Raw genomic sequence first — 17,235 nt, forward strand, 5'->3', positions numbered from 1 at the left:
TCAGTTCTCCCACGGGCGGGGGTTCTTGAGCCCGGACCCGGTGGCCAGGAGCACGACGACGTCACCGGGGCCGATGGTCCCCGCAGCCTGGAGCCGGGTCAGGGCGGCGTACCCGACCGCCGCCGACGGCTCCAGCCAGAGGCCGAAGCGGCGGGCCAGCGCCCGCGCGGCGGGCCGGACCTCGCTCTCGTCCACGGCGACGGCTAGCCCGTCGGAGTCCCGCAGGGCCCGCAGCGCACCGACGTGGTCCCTCGGCCGACCGACCGAGATGCTGTCGGCCACCGTACGAGGCCGCACCACGACCGGTTCCCGGGGCATCTCGCCCTGCCGCACGGCCAGTTCGTGGGTCAGGGTGATGCTGTTCGAGGAGGCCACCTGGGCGGCCACCAGCCGGGGCGCCGCCGGCAGGCAACCGAGTTCGGTCAGCTGGCCGAACCCGGTCCCGATGCCACTGATGATGTTGCCGTCCCCGCAGGGGACGACGACCCAGGTCGGCGCCGTCCAGTCGAGCTGTTCGGCGATCTCGAACGCGGCGGTCTTCTTCCCCTCCCGGACGTAGGGGTTGATCCCGGTGTTGCGACAGTAGGTCCCGGTCCGCTCCGCGTACTCGACGGCGTGGTCGAAGGCGTCGTCGTAACTGCCGTCCACCGTGACGAGTTCCGCGCCGTGCGCCTCGATCTGGGTGAGCTTGTTGCGCGGCGCCGACGCCGGGACCACCACCGTGGCCCGCATCCCCTGGGCGGCGGCGATGCAGGCGAGCGACGCCCCGGCGTTCCCGGTCGACGCGGCGATCACCCGGTCGTGGCCCTGGTTGCGGGCGACGGCGAGAGCAACCTCCGTGGCGCGGTCCTTCAGGGAGCCGCTGGGGTTGCGCGTCTCGTCCTTGACGTGCAGGTGCACGTCGCCGGGAAGCAGGCCCAGGTCGAGCAGGGGCGTGCCGCCGACCGAGAGCGGGCTGCCGAACTTCCGGGGCGCGGGGAGCAGCGCCTGGTAGCGCCAGAGGTCACGGCCGCTCAACGACGCCCGGAAGAATTCCGCCGACAGGTCCCCGGTCAGGTAGCGGACCCTGCGGTTGGCCGCCGGCACGCAGCGGCAGCGCCGGACGCCCGGAGCCTCCTCCGGCACCCCGTCGCAGTATCCGCAGACCAGGTGGTGGGGAGTCGTCATGCCAGTCCTGCGGGGTTCATCAGCATCGTCATGATGGCGTTCTGCCCGTGCATCCGGTTGCCGGCCTGCTGATAGATGAGGGACTGCGGCCCGTCGATCACCGACGGGGTCACCTCCTGGTCCCGGTCGGCTGGCAGGCAGTGCAGGTAACCGACGGACTCCCGGGCCAGCGCCATCGTCCGGTCGTCGACGCACCAGTCCCGGGCCTGCTCGAAGAGCTTCGTCATCCCCTCCTCATCGACAGCCTCGGAGCGGTTCGTCGGAAGGTGCTCCAGGCTGCACCAGGACTTGGCGTAGACGAAGTCGGCGTCGGTGACGCCGTCGGCGAAGTCGTTGGTGATCCGGATCGAGGAGTCGGAGTCGGCGGCGAAGCCCCGGGCGGCCGCCACCACCGCCGGGTCCAGGTCGAACCCGGGCGGGTGCGCCACCGTGATGTCCATCCCCATCTTGGCGGCGGCCAGCAGGAGACTCTGCGGTACGGCGACCGGCTTGTGCCAACTGCCCGAGTAGGCCCAGCTGATGGTGAGCTTCCGCCGCTTCAGGTCGCCGACCCGCTCCTTCATGGTCATCACGTCGGCGAGGGCCTGGCACGGGTGGAACCGGTCACACTCCATGTTGATCACCGGAATGCCGGCGTGCCGGCCGAACTCGTTGATGAACTCGTTCGCGGAGCCGTACACCCACCCGGAGGGCTCGCCGTACATCCGGATGGCGATGGCGTCACCGAACTCGGAGAGCACCCGTGCCACGTCGGAGACTCGCTCGGTCACGTACGGGATCTCCTGTCCGGGCAGCGCGGGCAGGTAGATGCCCGAGCCCGGGTCGAGGTGGACCGCGTGCCCACCCATCTTCGCCAGCCCGGTGTGGAAGCTGCTGCGGGTACGCAGCGACTGGTTGAAGAACATGAAGTAGACGGTTCGTCCGTCGAGCAGGTCCCGCTTCTCGACCGCCGGCAACCCCTTGAGCCGCAGTGCGGCCTCGACGAACTTCTGGTATTCGGCGGCGGCCCAGGTCAGGTCGACGTCGATCCAGTCCTTGCCCGGCTTCTCGATCATGCGGCACCTCGACTGCGCTCGAATGTGGTCAGGGAAAGCAGAGAGACGTGGTCCAGCCCGTTCAGCTGCTCGGCGAAGGCATCCCCGGCCTCCAGCCCGAGACTGGCGAAGAGCCGGCGGGGTGCCACCGAGGCGGCGAGGAACTGCTCGCGCAAGTCCGCCCGGTCGAAACTCTCGTCCACGACCCGGTCTGCCTGGCCCACGGTCAGGCCCTGGCCCACCAGGTCGTCGCGCAACCGGCGGAAGTCCGGACAGAGGAAGTACCAGAGGACGCGGCGGAACGTTTCCTCGACCAGCGCCGCGTCCGAGCCGATCAGCGACGGCAGGTGCAGCTCGGCGAAGCGGTGGAAGAAGGCGTGGTGCCGGGCCTCGTCGGCGGCGTGCTCCGCCAGCATCCGGGTCACCGGCGGGTAGACCGTGTCACCGCCGGCCTGCCGGAGCGTGGCGGTGATCAGGGTCTCGGTGACGATCGCACAGCAGATGACGGCGAGCGGCCGTTTCTCGGGCGGGAAGGACTCGACCAGTTCGGCGATGCTTGCCAACTCGCGGGTCGGCCGCCTCGCCAACCAGATCCCCGTCTCGTCCTGGATGTGCCGGCGAAACTCGGCCATCATCAGCACGTGGTAGCCCTCGTCGGTGTAGATCTTGAGCAGATCGGCCCGCATCTCCTCGGAGATCGCGGGCAACTTCAGGATGCCCTCGACGGCACGATTGACGATCTCGATCTCGACGATCTCGGTCTTCGCCAGGTAGTCGGCGAGCCGGCCGGCGCCGAGCTGCAGGATCGCGTCCGGCCCCAGCCGCTCCACCAGGGGATGCTGCGTGTACGGCGTCAGCACCCGGTTGTAGAGGGTGTAGCTGTCCTGCCAGCCCGGCCCGGACAGGACGTTGCCACGTACCCGCACCATCGCCTTGCTGTACCAACGGTCCACGCCGTCGACGACGAACGGGGATTCGTAACCGGTCACGTCCGCGTCTCCTGAAGTCGGTGCTCTCCCAGCCGGAAGAACTGCGCGGTCCGATCACGTTCCGGTCCGAGTCCGACGCCGATGACGGGGGCCCCGATCTCCTGCTCCACGACCGACCTGAACGCCAACAGTTCCTTGGGCAGCAGCTCCGGCGCAGCCGGGTCGACGGCGCTCAGCTCGAAGGAGGGCAGGATGCGGACCTGCTCACCGTCGCGGGCCGCCGTCTCGGCGGTCAGGCGGACCGGGATCCCCGCGTAGACGCTCTCCTTGTACAGGGCCAGGCAGTCGACCTTGTTCAGGTAGACCACGTCCACCCCGAAGAGGCCGACCATCTCACGCAGCTGCTGCAGGTCGAGAAGGCCGATCCGGCGGGGTCGACCGGTGCCGGAACCGTACTCGTGGGTGAGCATCCGAAGGGCGATGCCGAGGTCCATCGGATCGGCCGACCGCAGCAGTTCCTCGGGGAGGTAGTCAGCGTTCTCCTCCGCCTTGCCCCGGCCGGCGGCACAGGCGGCGGCGAAGTAGGCCTCGGCCCGCTCGGCACCCAACTCGGAAGGGAACGGGCCGTTGCCCACCCGGGAGACCACGGCCTTGGCGACGCCGATGGTGTACCGGTGATACTGCGGCGAGAGATCACCGCCGACGTAGGCGTACGCCGGCACGGTGTGGCTCGCGGTGACGTACGGCTGGTCACCGTGCACGACGTCCAACATCAGCGACTGCGCGCCCTCGAAGAGCACCCGGGCACCGGCAGTGACCCGCCGCCCCAGGTAGCCCCGGTCCGTCTGGACGAACGGCCTGACCCGCTCGATGCACTCGAGCAGCGAGGTGATGCTGGCGTCCAGTCGCTCGCGGAGGTGCTGGACGTCGCCGGCGAGCCGCGACAGCTCGGCCTCCGCGCTGGCCCGCATCGCGGCCATGACGGTGTCGGGATCGGCGAGCAGGTCCCGCAGCTGGACATTGACGCGGATGCCATTGCGCACCCGCGACGCCCGGTCGGCGTAACAGGGACCGACGCCGTTCTTCGTCGTCCCGATGTCCGCGCTGTTGGTCTCGTCGATGATGAAGTGGGCCGGCTGTACGACGGCGCAGCGGTCACTGATGAAGAGCCGGTCGGTCAGATCGACCCCGCCCGCCTCGACCAGGTCCAGTTCGTTCTTCAGTTTCCACAGGTTCACCGCGGAGCCCGAACCGATGTAGAGCTGGGTGTGCGGGTGGAAGACACCCGAGGGCACCTGCTGCAGGACCACCCGGCCGGCCGGCGCGTCGATCGTGTGGCCGGCGTTCGCCCCGCCGTTGAACCGGGCGATGATGTCGTAGTCGCCGGCGATGAGGTCGATGACCTTCGCCTTGCCCTCGTCGCCGTACTGGAGTCCGACCAGGACGTCGGCATGCCCCCGGACCGGACTGATGTTGGCACTCATGACGGTCAGAACCTCTCTGCGCCGAGATAGAAATTCTTCACCGGTGCCGTTGCGCCAGCGATCAGGGAATGCACGAGATCCCCGAGAGCGATATCAAGAATTCCCATCCCGAAAGGCGAGAAGACAACCGGCCGGTCCCGCTCCGGAATCGGCGCCCCACAAAGGATTCCGGGAAGCGTGTGGGCGACGAACTCGCGACTACCAGTCTGCATCTCGGCAAGGTGCAGGGAGGTCCGGGCCTTCATGCAGTGGTCGACGTCGTCGACCACGTTGTGCGCCGAGAGGATGATTTCGGGGCTCAGGTCCCGCAGCGACAGGTGCAGCACGATCGGGCAGTGCTCGAAGAGCGCCGGGTCGTGCACGTGCGGGGTGCCGGCCGTGGTGGCGAAGAGGACGACCTCGCCCGAGCGGATCGCGGTCCCGATGTCCGGCGCGATGTCGACGGCGACGTCGGACCACTCCCGCACCCGGGCGGCGAACCGGACGGCGTAGTCCCGGTTGGCGTCGAACAGGGTGATCCGCTCGATCGGCACGTCGGACCGGTCGAGGAAGGTCAGCACCTGGTTGCTGATCACCCCGGTGCCGATGACCGCGATCGACTTCGGCGCGCGGTCGTCCCTGCTGAGCAGGCGCAGACCGGAGACCGCGCTGGCCGCCGTCCGGGTCGCGCTGATCGATCCCGCCTCCATGCAGGCGATCGGGTAGCCGGTGGACTCGTCGTTGAGGATGAGGACGGCCGACGCCCGGGCGATTCCCCTCTCGATGTTCTGCGGAAAGCTGGAGATCCACTTGATCCCCGTGGCCGCTGCTCCTCCGTCGGCGACGTAGCGCGCCGGCAGGGCGATGATGCGGTCCGCGTCCCGACCGGGGAAGCGCAGGAAGTAGCTGTCAGGGTTCACCGTGCGTCCGACGTGGTGGGCCCGGTAGGCCGCTTCGACAGCCGCGACCACGGCGTGATGATCCTTGTCCAGCACGTCACGGACCTGCTCACCCGAGTAGACCCTGAATTCCGGAACAGAAATTGAAGACACTCGACTCAACCCACCCGATCGCCGACTATGTTTAACCGCCACTGGACACTGCTTTCCAGGCCGCCCACCGTCGTGTCGGGCGGCCCCAGCAGGTGAGGAAACCGCTCACCCACCCAGTCGTCGCTGTAGATCGTGTCGAGATACTTGTCCCCCATGTCGGGAGAGACGGCGACGACCACGCTCTCCGGGGTGAGGACATCGCCCAGGTGCCGGAGCGAGTGGAGGACCGAGCCGGTCGACCCACCCACCGGCAACCCTCGTTGAGCCAGGCTGCGGCACATGCGGATGGCGTCCGCCTCGTCCACCATCAACAGCCGGTCGATCAGCGACGAATCGGTGATCTCGGGCCGGCGGCTCGCTCCGATACCCGGAATGTGTCGTCGACCCGGCGTCCCACCGAACGTCACTGAGCCGACCGAGTCGACGCCGACGATCGTCGTCCCCGGGGAATGCTCCCGGAAGTAGCGGGCGCAGCCCATCAGGGTGCCAGTCGTCCCCGCACCGATGACCAGGTGGTCGACGTGCGGAAAGGCGGCGAGGATCTCGGGTGCGGTCATCCGGTAGTGGGCCCGCCAGTTGCTGGCGTTGGCATACTGGTTGAGCCAGAGGAGGTTCGGGTCCTCGCGGCACATCGATTGGATCAGAGCGATGCGGGTGCCCAGGTAGTTGCCGGTCTGGTCACGCTCGCGGACCTCGATGACCTCGGTGCCCAGGGCCTGCATCTTGCGGACGGCAGAAACCGAGGCGTTGGGATCCGTCACGCACGTGAAGGGGTATCCGCGCTCGGCGCAGACGAGAGCCAGCGCCACACCCAGGTTGCCCGACGACGATTCGATGAGCCGCCGGCTCCCATCGACACTTCCGGCCTGCTCGAGATCCGTCAACATTTGCACCGCTGTTTTGATCTTTATCGATCCCGCTACGTTTACCCCTTCGAGCTTGAGGTGAACCGTGCAGGGGGCCACCCCCTGCACCGGTGCGAAGATATTGGCCGAGTAAGTTGCGGCGGCCGGTTCGGTCGGAACCATGTAAAGCTGCGCCCCCATTGTCTTAGGCCCAGATGTGGCGTCCGCCCGCGCCGGCCGCGCGGCAGATACCGACGCACCTGACGACGGGCAGCGGACATCGCGGCCCAAACGCTCCCTTGACCTGTCCGCAACACTCAGGCGGACTTGACAGAATGGACAACCGCCGGGCTACCCGGCGCCCCCGCCGACTACGGAGACTCCCACGGGCGCGGGCGACGGCACCATATTCAGGCGATCAGAAAGAGGCGCTCCGAGAGAAAGCCTTACCGCGCAGAAGGTGGTCGACCGGTGTCCGGTGCCCAACCCTTCCGGCGAGCATCATTCGCGCATCCCGCGCTTGGCGGAAATCGTGTGTCTGAAAATAAAGCGCTTCTCGAAGCTTGCTCATCAGCACCCCCGTGCTCACGACTTCAGAACTTGTCGCCGTACCCAGTGACCCTAAGTGGCAGTCAGGCTTTCAGCAACAACGTATTACCACGTCAAACATGTAACTCTCTGAGCATGTCAACTACGTGGCGCAACACCCGACGAGCGGCCCCCGGAGCCCCGGCCGCCGTCCGGCAAGCCCGCACCGGATCTGGGATCCCGGCATCCTCCGAGGTGGAGTGCGACCCAGCACGCCGCCGGGCGAACGAGGCCGGACAGCTCACCCGACGAACCAGCAGCGACACGCCCGGTCACAGTGAGTGCGGCCAGGACGCCTGGCTTACACTGAGTGACCGGCCGGGGCACCAGAAAGTCCCTGTGACGCAGCTCTCAAGAACCTTGCGTCATTGCCTGCCACTCACTCCCCTGAACCGGCCCGGCAACGCGGACCGGTGCGGCGCTGACCGCCTGATCGCCCGGCACGCCGACCTCGGCGTCGACGTCGCACCGCTCGGGACAGGCACGCTCGCCGAGGTGTCGGCCGGACCTGTACCCGAACCGGGGGCCGGCGGCACCTCCTGCACCCGCGCACCTGAGTGTCGCCGCCTGCGCTACACCGCGACCTGGTCGCCATCGAGCCCCCGGCGGCAAGAATCAGCTCCACGCATCGCCGGTGTCGCTGGATCCGTAGGCCGGGCACGCCGTGGACTTCTTCGGCCTCTACGACACGAGGCCAGAGCTCAGTCAGGAGTGGCCCCAAAGCCCGCTCCGGCCAGGACGTAGCCCAGTCGCAGCCGACGGAGTTGGGCTGCCAGGCGCGCATCGTTGCCGTAGGCCTCGTCGCCGGCCACCCGTCGGCACGGCAGCCCGGCAGTGACCGCTGCGGCGATCATCCGAGACGCCATCTGCGGCTTGGTGGCGAACCGCACCGCGATCGTCGAGCAGTTCTTCGGGGGCAACGGCGCCAGCAAGCCCCGGACGAGGTCACACACCCGACGACGCGGCTCTGGTCTGCGGAAACGTTGCCCCACCGTCAGCATCAGGTCGTCGAACAACACCCGCCACCGCTGGGCGTCCACCCTGTATCCGGCAGCACCGCTGCATCGAGGTCGGTCCACGACCGTCCATGATCGACCCTGGCTGCCCTCGTTTTCACACCGCACCGGACCGCAGCTCAGCCAAGGTCCACATCCCCGGCTGGATTACTAGGCCGCGCTCCGGTCGAAGAGGTCGGCCGTCGCAAGGTCGAACAGGCTGTGTACGCGAAGGATGCCCTCGGGCACCGTGGCCCCGTACGTCTGCTGCCGGTCCAGCCAGCATCCCCGTAGTCCCGCGGCGGCGGCGGCTAAGGCATCGCCCTGAAGATCGTCACCGACGTACAGAACCTCGGAGGGTTCCCAGCCCATCCGCTCGCAGGCGCCGAGGAAGCTTGTGGGATCCGGCTTCGAAGCACCGACGTCGGAGGGCGTGAACAGTGGTGGCGTCGAGGGGAGACCGAGCGACGCCAGTTTAGCTTCCTGCTGCGCGCGATCGCCGTTGCTCAACACCGCCACACCGGCGGGTGCCCCGCCGAGGAAACGCATCATCTCCGGGACGTCGCTATACGCTGCCCAGGAATTCTCATAGTGGCGCAGGTAGACCGTGAAGAGGTCATCGGCTTGGTCGTCGCTCACGGCTCCGGTGTCTCGCCCACAGGCGGACAGCACACCGCGGAGCCTGGCCCGCCGTTGTTCCTGGAAGGTCATTGTCTTGTCCAGGTACGCCCGCATGTGGACGGCCTCCAGCCGCTGCCACTCTGTGTGAGCCTCGTACCGCGCCTCCTCGTCGAGGTCGGGAAGCCATTGCAGGCAGGCGGCGAGGAACGCCTTCTCCGCGGCACCCTTGTGGTCCAGCAGAGTGCCGTCCAGGTCCAGCAGGACGGCTTTCACCCGCATCGTCATCACACGACTCTCTGGAAGTCGACCGCTGTCCGCACGGCGCTCATGGTATCGCGGCTCATGGTCCATGGATTTCCCCGTAGCCGGACCCAGGGCATCACCGACCACTCGGCCGGAAGCGGTGGCAGTTCGGCGTCCCGCGTACGGCCGGTCCTGCGCCGTTGCGGGATCATGGCGTCGCCGAAGTCCGTCATGTCGCGTTCCAGGACGATCCGCCGCTCGTCCTGGTCGACGTCGGTCAGCACCTCGATACGGGACGCCGCGAAGTCGGCCTCGCACAGCACCACACCGTGCAACGGCGTGGCTGCAGCCGGCCGGGAGCCGAAGGCGCGAGCGAAATCCGCGGGCCAGAACAAGTCCTTGCCGACGCTCGGCCGCGCCGGCAGATCCGCCAGCTCCGGCGTCATCGCTCGCCCGACATGCCCGACCGCTACCGCGAACGGCAGCCCGAGAACCGAGCCGTCATGCGGTGACACCACCGACTTGTCGTTGGTGACGAAATCCCACTCTGGAGAACATCGGAGCAGAGCCGACACGAACGAGGTCTTGCCCGCTCCCTTCGGCCCGGTCAGGACGATTCCGGTGCCGTCACAGGTGACGACGGCACCGTGCAGCGGGGCATGATCACAAAGCACCACGTCCAAGAGCGCACTGCGTACCTGCTGGAACGCCTTGATGATGACCGCTTCTCCGTGTTCCGAGCGTGTGGTGTTCTCGAACTCCAGGGAAGCGACGAGGGTGGCCCCGTCCGCGGTCGCCGTCCGTCGGACATAGGGCGCCAGGAGACCTGCGGCTGCGGCGAGGAAGTCGTCGTCACCGGTGACGGACACGGCGCGGTCCGCGAAGCGGAACATGGTACGGCTCATCGTGGCTCACCGGTATCGAAGAGGAACCTGATTCCGATGGACACAGTCCCGATCCGCCGCCACTTCCATCGTGGCATGTGCCACTGTGCTCCGATGGGTTTGTTCCAACCCCCGCCGACCACTGGCGCCTCGTCCGATGCTTCATTCCGCAGATCGCACCATTCGCCGACGTTGCCCAGCAGGTCGTAGAAGCCCAGTAGACTGGGCTGGAACTCCCTGGTCGGCGACGTGCGGCCGATGTGCTCGTCGAAGTTGGCCAGTTCCGGTGACGGCGCCGCGTTTCCCCAGGGGAACGGGCTCATATGGGCCTGGATCACCTGGTGCCACTCATCGACGGTAGGAAGTCGCGCCCCTACCTGCTCGGCCATCGCCTGGGCGCCGAACCAGCTGACACCGGTCACCGGGTGGTTCTCTCGGCCGACGACCGGTCGATAGCCGGCCGCGTCGTACGTGATGGTGTTGTCCAGGTTGATGACGTTCACATTCGTGTACGAGTCGTTCGGATCGTCACGGATCGGCATCGTGTTCAGAATCGATGCCGCCTGCACGGCCGTGATCGGGCTCCGTAGCAACCGCCGGCCCTCGCCGATGGGAATGGCGTCGTCCAGGAGCGTGGCGCGGATCTCAGCGCACCGCCGCGGAAAGATACCCAAGGTCATGCAGTTCCTCCTCACATGCGGCTGTTACGAATGCCTGGTCCGCCGGGCTCAGGCGACGGCGCCATCCGTCGAGAACCTCGTCCCGGTGGCGGTAGGTGGAGTACATTCCGCCCCGAGTCTCCCGCTCGCTCTCCCTGCGCAGGACGAGCTGTTTCCGCTGCACTTCGAGGCCGAGAAAGGACATGACGAGGGCGAGGGTTGTCTCGTCGTCCTGCACGATGTCCTCGAGGCGGACGGTGACGACCGGAAGCGCCTCCACGCTCGCCCGGAACTCGTACTGCCGCACTTTCCAACTGGTCACGCATCGCATCAGGGGCGTTTCCAGAAGCGGTTCGACCGGCGAGTCCGAATGACGGGCGAAGTAGGCCGCCAACCGGTCCGCGTAGCCCCACTGACGATCCACGTCATGCTTCAGCAGCGAAGCGACCACGGCCCGCGGGTCGCGAACCACATGCACGATGCGCAACGGTGGGATGGCCGACAGGAGCCAGGGGATCTTCTCGAAGAGCAGGGTTTCCTTGAACCCCCGCACCTGTCCCGGCGGCACGGCCTCCAGGTAGCTGACGAGGTCCCGGAAGAACCGCTGCGACAGGGGATACTCGCGCAACGACTCGTGCAGATGGACGGGGTGGTAGGAGTCGGCGCCCCACCTTTCGAGATCGGTCCGGGGGAATCCCCGGGTGTGCATCGACAAGGGCTCGTCGATGAAACTGACACGCGAGTGGGCTTGCAGCACGTCGGTCAGGAAGTTGGTCCCCGAACGGTGGTGACCGATCAACATGAAGGACACGCCGCCGTCCGCACGGCTCCGCCCAGAGGCAAGGCCGTCCGGAATCCCGTCAGTCTGAAAATCGCTCACTGGTCACCCCATTCCATGTCGGCCCAGAAACGGCGCACCGTCAGGTCGTTCATCCGGCTGAAGCCGCCGTCGGAGAAGACGCGGAGAAGACGCCCGATCACCTCGTCGCCCCGCAGCGCCATCGTGATCGGCCCCCACCGGCCGACCGGCCGACCCCCGTCCAGCACGAGGCCCCGGGCCCGGAGGAAGAAGCCGGATCCCTCCAGTAGATGGCTGGCACCGTGCTCGGCTAGCTGGGTCACGACGAGTCCCGAATAGCCCGCCACGACGCTGCCGTCATCGATGTGGTCGCCGTCGAGGGTGACGGCGCCGGGCCTGGAGACCGGCACGGGGGCGAACCGCTGCGTCGTGCGGTGACCGAGTACACCCGGCTGTGGTGTCTCCCCCGGCTTGGGCCACACCTGCCGACCCGGCCCGCTCAGCACGGCGACAGAGGTGTCGACGCCGTCAAGATCGAAGCAGTGTCCGAACGGCACTCCCGGATCGGCCTCGCACGTCCGCAGGACGAACCGCGCGTCGCCGCCCGGGGGTTCGGCGGCGCCGCGGCGTACGTAGGCGGAGGTCAGCGAGGTGAGGAGCACCGTCATGGCGTCCGGGGTGAGGCGGGCCCGACGGAAGCCTCTGCCGTTCATCACAGGCAGCTCGGGACCGGCGATGAGCATCCGGGCCGCGTCGAGCACCCGGTCCAGGCAGATAGCAGCGTGCCAGAAGATCTCGATGGGTGATCCGTATGCCGCAGCGGGTTCCGCGCGCAGCGATGACCAGGTGTGGGCGCACACGCGCTCGGCAGCACCCGGAGCCTGGTACCGCCGGTTGCTCTCGTACCGGGAAACCGTGACCTGCCGCATCTCCATCCCGTACCGCTCAGCCGAGGCCAAGAATGCCGATACGTCGACAGGCGCCGGCTCGCCGGCGTCGGGGCATTCTCGCGTCCGCGAGGGCGCCGCGGCGTCGGCCATCACGGCGGATCGGACGCCCAGCGCGCGCAGTAGGTGGTCACGGGCGGGATCACTGAGCGCCGTCCCAGGGCCCACCACCACATGGCCGTCGCCACCACCATCGGACGCCGACGCGATGAGCGGCTCGTAAACAGTTCGTACCGTCGTGCGGCCCGGACGTCCCGTCGCGGTGACCGTCTGCCGGATCCGCTGTGAGGAGCTGAAAGTGGCCAGGGTGGTCATGCCGTCACCGCCGAGGTCCAGGAGATGTCGACGAACCGCATAGATGGCGAACTGATCCCGACGCCCACCCATTGACCCTGCTTGCCGCACGAGATGCTCTCGTAGGCCGGGTCGTCGCCGATCGCCTCGAGCCGGCGCAGGACCTCGAGTGCGTCCCCATCGAGGCGCACGTCTCCGAGATAGGTCCGATCGCCGTCGGCGGACCACAGCTCACATCCGGACGCGGTGAAGTCGAAGTGCCCGGTGTACGGGTTGACCTGACCACTGGAGAAGGACCGGACAACCAGCAGGTCTCCCGAGTCCGTTGAATACAAGGACTCAGCCGGATCGCCGCCGCTGGACACCACTGTGTTGGTGGCTCGAGGTTGAGTCGGGAAGCGGTAGTTCGCCCGGCGCCCGTTACCGCCCGACGCCCCACAGCGCACGCTGGCAAGGGTGCCGACAAACTGCCCGGCCTCCACCATGGACCGCCCACCGCAGGGGACGCCGTCGTCGTCAGCGGTCATGCTGCCGTATCCGTGGGCCGCGCCGGGGTCGTCACGGATGGTGAGGCTCGGCGTCGACAGGGCAGCGTCGCGTAGCGCCCGGGCGTACGGCGACCCGTTGTAGGCGTTGTCGTGCTCACAGGCATGTCCGACCAGCTCGTGGAGCAGGGCGGCGCCCGCCGTGGGACGGAGGACCATCGCGGTCCGCCGGGAACCGGGCTCACCCGAGGCTGCCGGCGCCCGGCTCAACATTCGTACGGTATCCCGGGCGAACGAGGTCAGGTCGTCCTCGGTCGGCGTCGTCGATCGTACGAACCGGGACGAGACCTGCCGCGCCAGATCTGCAGCATGGGCGGTGACGGTGGTGCGGCATCGAACCCGCTCCGAGGCGTCGCAACGCCCCTCCGTGTCCGCGACCACGTGCAAGGTGCTGTACACGTCGACGACGACGTGCACCTCGACAAGGCCGTGCTCGCCGGGCAGTGATACGGGAAGGTCCGCCGCAGCCGAGGCGGCGCGCATGGCGAGGAGATCCGTGAAGTCCTCGGTCCCCGCGCCGGCGGATTCCAACAGGCCTCCGGCACGCGCCCGGGCGTGGTCCGCAGCGGCGTACCTGGCCCGGCCGTCCACGACCCGGAGCCGCCCGGCGCCCGCGTCCAGGCGTACGGCGGCCTGTCGTAGGCCGCCCGCGTAGCATGCCTGAACGTGGCTGGTCCACTGTTGGAAGAGTTGCTCGTACTGGGCCTCCCGTCGTGCTTCGACCTCCACGCGCGTCAGAGCGGCCACTTCTACCAGTGCGGTGCTGGATGTCATGCCCCGGCACCCGACAACTCGGGCCGGCGCATCACCCGACGGTGGCGGGCCAGCAACGGCAGCGGCACCAGGAGCACCACGGCCAGCAGCGTCAGGTATCCCGCGACACCGCCCGCAGTCAGCACCGCGGCACCGATAGCCGGACCGATGGCCGTGCCGATGCTGTAGGCCATCGAAACGGCTGCGGCGTACGTGCCTAGGCTCCCCTCGGGCGCGCTCTTCGCAGCCAGAGGTTGCATGGACGGCGACACGAGCGTCTCAGCAAACCCGAAGATCACTGCGTAGAGAATCACCACTGCCACACCGACAGGTCCGGCGAGAACGGACCCGAGGTACAGCAGGGGCAGGCTCACGATCCAGACGATCACCGCTCGTTGCAGCGCGCCGATCTCCCCGATGCGTTCGACGTACTTCTCCGTCAACGTCTGCAGGGCGAACACCGCGAGGCCGTTCGCCGCCAGGAAGACGGAGACTATGCGGGTCGAATATCCTCCGTAGTCGTGCAGCACCAGCGGCATGATGGCTTCGAGTTGCACGACGCCGAAGCCGATGATGCACAGCTGCGTGAGCGGCAGCGCGACGAATCGCGCATCGAGGTAGGGCCGCCACGGCGCCAACGGACGGACGCGTACGTCGCTCCCGAGCGCCGCCGGTGGCGTCCGTTTCAACTGCGCGGCGAGAGCCACGCCGAGGAGCACGAACGACAACGCGTTCGCCGCGAAGCACAAGCGATATCCGCGCTCTCCCCAACTCGCGACCACCACCCCGGAGGCGGCCGCCGCGACGGCGACGGCGACATTGGCGATCATAAAGTTCCGGGAAAAGAACCGGCCTAGTGCAGACTGACCGAAGATGAGCTTCACCGTCGGCATCAGCACCGCGTAGTAGGACCCGTTACCGATCCCGGCAAGCACTGCGGCGACGGACGCTTGTTCCAGATTCCCGGACAGCGAAAGCACGATGGCACCCGCCGCTTGGAACAGCAACGCCCCGAAAATGACCGGTACAGGGCTACGCCGGTCCGCGATCCTGCCCGCGAACGGGTTGGCCAGGAAGGCGGATCCCGCGGTCAGGGCGAAGTAAAGGCCCACAGCGCCCGAACCTGCCTGCAGAATGCCGGTCAGGTAGAGCGCGGTCAGGGGAAGAACGAGACCGGTCCCCGCACTCGAGACACCGATCCCCGCCAGCAGCAGAGCCTGCGGCAAGGACGCCTTGTCACCGTCCCGCCCGTCCATTTCGACAGCCGCGGTCATGCAGAACGCACCAGGCCGCTCTGGACCAGCCGCTCCACCGCGGTCCGCACCTGTGAGGCTGTCAAGGACACCCCGGGCAGCGCGGCAGCGCAGGACAGGACGTTCTCCACGACGGTGTCCAGGTCAGGCCCCGTGCACCACAGCCAGACCAGCGCCACCCGAGCCGTCAGCTTGGCCTGGCGGCCGCTCTCGTGGTGCAGGAGTACGGAGTCACCGATGCCCATCGGGACGAACTCGGTCGCGCGCCGAGGACCGGATCCGTCGAAAACGGTCGGCAGCTCCGGCAGCGGGGTATCCGCGAGCCGATTGAGTGCGGCGGCGCCGAGAAGCGTCTGCCCGTAGCTGAGCATCCGGTTCGCTCCCTCGTCACCCTCGGCCACCCAGTGCCCACGGGAGTAGTACGAGAAGGCGGATAGGTCGAGCAGCGGAGCTGAGCGGCGCAGCTGCTTGTAGACCCACTTGTGACCGATGTAGATGTCACCGAGCGAGGCCACGTACGCCTTGGCCGCGGCGACTGTCATTGCGGATCCCGAATACGAGGCGGTGTCGTAATCGCGCTCGATGACCGCACCGTGGAAATCCTCGAGCGAGGAGTTGTACCCCAGCGCCCAACGCACGACGATGAGGTCATCGATGTGCCGACGGACGTCCTTGGTCTTGGCGCGCAGCTTCTCAAGCGCAGGCGAATTGATGACGTCGACCGACGACACGAATCGCGCATACCAGTCGAGGTCATCGAAGTGCGGCCAAAGTTCAACAAGACGCTGCCGGGTCAGATCCATACCCGCCAGAGCGTCGAGCACCCGCCTAGCCTGCGCGAGGGTCAGCCACTCCACATCGATCCGTCCACCGTCGCGCGCGAACTGAACCGGTCCGTCCGGCACGCTGTCCGAAGCGCTCAGGATGAAGAGGTCCACGTCGCTCTTCGCGTTCCCCAACCCCGCGGTCAAAGAGCCGGCGACGTAGGCTGAGTCCACGGGAGCCTGTCGAGCCAAATCGGCTGCCACCTGCCCTGCCGCAGCTATACGCTTGCCGATTTCTTCCTGATCCACGGCACCTTCTCCTCGACCATGCGCAACGGGAGGTGTGCGGCGGGAGCCCGCCCGCCGCACACACCCTGTTTCCTTAGATGTTCGCGATGTTCGCGATGTTCGCGATGTTCGCGATGTTCGCGACGTTCGCGACGTTCGCCGAGTCGCCGGCGTCGCCGCCCTCGATCTCGATCTCATCGATCTCGATCTCGGTCTCTTCGACTGCTTCGATTGCGGTCATCCAGAATCACCTCCTTTCGCTTCTAAGTCCACGCGAAAGCGTTGCAACGCCGAAAGCACATTGCGCAACTCTGCTCGCGTGTGTAGGTGTCGGGCGACGAGCATCGATCGCCCGCAATGTGCAGACGAGCAGCGAAACTTGCGTCTCGAGCCGAACGTCGCCTCCCGAAGTAACGGCGAAACCCGCGCGTCATTGCGAGGCAGCATCAATTGATTGCATCAGCGTACGCATGATTCACCCACCTCAATAGCGTCACACGGGCATCAAGGTCACGAATAGATTCGCGGCCTTCGGGTAGTCGCCCGGCTTTCCGAAACGGCGCCCAGATGTGCTGTCCGACCCGCGCCGACCGCGCGGCAGATACCGACGCACGTGACGGGGGGCAGCGGACATCGCGGCCCGAACGCTCCTTCGACCTGCCCGCTCCAAATGGGCGGACTCGACAGAATGGACAACCGCCGGGCTACCCGGCGCCTCCGGCGACTCCCACGGGCGCGGGCGACGGCACCATATTCAGGCGACCAGAAAGAGGCGCTCCGCGAGAAAACCCTTACCGCACAGAGGGCGGTTGACCGGCGTCCGGCGCCCCGACCCTTCCGGCGAGCACCATTCGCGCATCCCGCGCTTGGGGTGAATCGTGTGTCTGAAAATAAAGCGCTTCTCGAAGCTTGCTCATCAGCACCCCCGTGCTCACGACTGCAGAACTTGTCGCCGTACCCAGTGACCCTAAGCGGCAGCCAGGCTTTCAGCAACAACGCATCCCAACGTCAAACATGTAACTGAGCCATTTTCATCGTGACCGAGGCATGCTGAGCAGGTAGGCGGCGGTGTGTCGCTGCTCCAGATAGGACGAAGCTCCCGGTAGGACAGC

The 17,235-nt window shown here is 67.4% G+C and carries 16 protein-coding genes; all 16 read right to left on the reverse strand.

The features are described 5' to 3' along the window. The 16 genes from V6U77_RS26530 to V6U77_RS26605 all read right to left on the reverse strand — a co-directional run bounded on the left by V6U77_RS26530 (nt 1) and on the right by V6U77_RS26605 (nt 16,364). Nucleotides 1–1,167, reverse strand: a complete 1,167-nt coding sequence (locus tag V6U77_RS26530) for a threonine synthase (protein ID WP_334609452.1) — start codon at nt 1,165–1,167, stop codon at nt 1–3. Next, entirely contained in the window at nt 1,164–2,222 is a 1,059-nt protein-coding gene (locus tag V6U77_RS26535) for an ornithine carbamoyltransferase (protein WP_334609453.1), read from the reverse strand. Before V6U77_RS26535 ends, V6U77_RS26530 begins: the two co-directional genes overlap by 4 nt. Beyond that, a complete protein-coding gene (locus tag V6U77_RS26540) occupies nt 2,219–3,190 on the reverse strand; it encodes a diiron oxygenase (RefSeq protein WP_334609454.1) in 972 nt (323 codons plus the stop codon). The genes V6U77_RS26535 and V6U77_RS26540 overlap by 4 nt, the downstream gene beginning before the upstream one ends. Further along, entirely contained in the window at nt 3,187–4,614 is a 1,428-nt protein-coding gene (locus V6U77_RS26545) for an adenylosuccinate synthetase (protein ID WP_334609455.1), read from the reverse strand. The genes V6U77_RS26540 and V6U77_RS26545 overlap by 4 nt, the downstream gene beginning before the upstream one ends. 5 nt (nt 4,615–4,619) lie before the next feature. Further along, nucleotides 4,620–5,687 carry a 2,3-diaminopropionate biosynthesis protein SbnB gene (gene sbnB / locus V6U77_RS26550; RefSeq protein ID WP_334609456.1) on the reverse strand — a complete coding sequence of 356 codons (1,068 nt, stop codon included), beginning with the start codon at nt 5,685–5,687 and terminating at the stop codon, nt 4,620–4,622. Then, the gene (gene sbnA, locus V6U77_RS26555) at nt 5,651–6,673 is read right to left on the reverse strand and encodes a 2,3-diaminopropionate biosynthesis protein SbnA (RefSeq protein ID WP_334609457.1); all 1,023 of its coding nucleotides are present in this window, start codon (nt 6,671–6,673) and stop codon (nt 5,651–5,653) included. Before sbnA ends, sbnB begins: the two co-directional genes overlap by 37 nt. A 1,106-nt stretch (nt 6,674–7,779) precedes the next feature. Next, nucleotides 7,780–8,097 (reverse strand): transposase, encoded by a 318-nt coding sequence (locus V6U77_RS26560; protein WP_442934519.1) that lies wholly within the window; start codon nt 8,095–8,097, stop codon nt 7,780–7,782. 147 nt (nt 8,098–8,244) lie between these two features. Beyond that, nucleotides 8,245–8,979: an HAD family hydrolase gene (locus V6U77_RS26565; RefSeq protein ID WP_334609458.1), complete on the reverse strand. Its 735-nt coding sequence runs from the start codon at nt 8,977–8,979 to the stop codon at nt 8,245–8,247. Then, nucleotides 8,979–9,842, reverse strand: coding sequence for a hypothetical protein (locus V6U77_RS26570; RefSeq protein ID WP_334609459.1), 864 nt, complete (start codon nt 9,840–9,842; stop codon nt 8,979–8,981). Before V6U77_RS26570 ends, V6U77_RS26565 begins: the two co-directional genes overlap by 1 nt. Continuing rightward, nucleotides 9,839–10,501, reverse strand: coding sequence for a formylglycine-generating enzyme family protein (locus V6U77_RS26575; protein ID WP_334609460.1), 663 nt, complete (start codon nt 10,499–10,501; stop codon nt 9,839–9,841). The genes V6U77_RS26570 and V6U77_RS26575 overlap by 4 nt, the downstream gene beginning before the upstream one ends. Next, nucleotides 10,467–11,360 carry a sulfotransferase gene (locus V6U77_RS26580; protein ID WP_334609461.1) on the reverse strand — a complete coding sequence of 298 codons (894 nt, stop codon included), beginning with the start codon at nt 11,358–11,360 and terminating at the stop codon, nt 10,467–10,469. Before V6U77_RS26580 ends, V6U77_RS26575 begins: the two co-directional genes overlap by 35 nt. Then, entirely contained in the window at nt 11,357–12,613 is a 1,257-nt protein-coding gene (locus V6U77_RS26585) for a hypothetical protein (protein WP_334609462.1), read from the reverse strand. The genes V6U77_RS26580 and V6U77_RS26585 overlap by 4 nt, the downstream gene beginning before the upstream one ends. Then, a complete protein-coding gene (locus tag V6U77_RS26590) occupies nt 12,538–13,839 on the reverse strand; it encodes a metallopeptidase TldD-related protein (RefSeq protein WP_334609463.1) in 1,302 nt (433 codons plus the stop codon). The genes V6U77_RS26585 and V6U77_RS26590 overlap by 76 nt, the downstream gene beginning before the upstream one ends. Continuing rightward, the gene (locus tag V6U77_RS26595; protein ID WP_334609464.1) at nt 13,836–15,092 is read right to left on the reverse strand and encodes an MFS transporter; all 1,257 of its coding nucleotides are present in this window, start codon (nt 15,090–15,092) and stop codon (nt 13,836–13,838) included. Before V6U77_RS26595 ends, V6U77_RS26590 begins: the two co-directional genes overlap by 4 nt. After that, nucleotides 15,089–16,144 (reverse strand): hypothetical protein, encoded by a 1,056-nt coding sequence (locus V6U77_RS26600; RefSeq protein ID WP_334609465.1) that lies wholly within the window; start codon nt 16,142–16,144, stop codon nt 15,089–15,091. The genes V6U77_RS26595 and V6U77_RS26600 overlap by 4 nt, the downstream gene beginning before the upstream one ends. 73 nt (nt 16,145–16,217) lie before the next feature. Continuing rightward, the gene (locus V6U77_RS26605) at nt 16,218–16,364 is read right to left on the reverse strand and encodes a hypothetical protein (RefSeq protein WP_334609466.1); all 147 of its coding nucleotides are present in this window, start codon (nt 16,362–16,364) and stop codon (nt 16,218–16,220) included. Nucleotides 16,365–17,235 lie beyond the last annotated feature (871 nt).

Source organism: Micromonospora sp. CPCC 205546, from assembly GCF_036902715.1.
Classification (GTDB): domain Bacteria; phylum Actinomycetota; class Actinomycetes; order Mycobacteriales; family Micromonosporaceae; genus Micromonospora.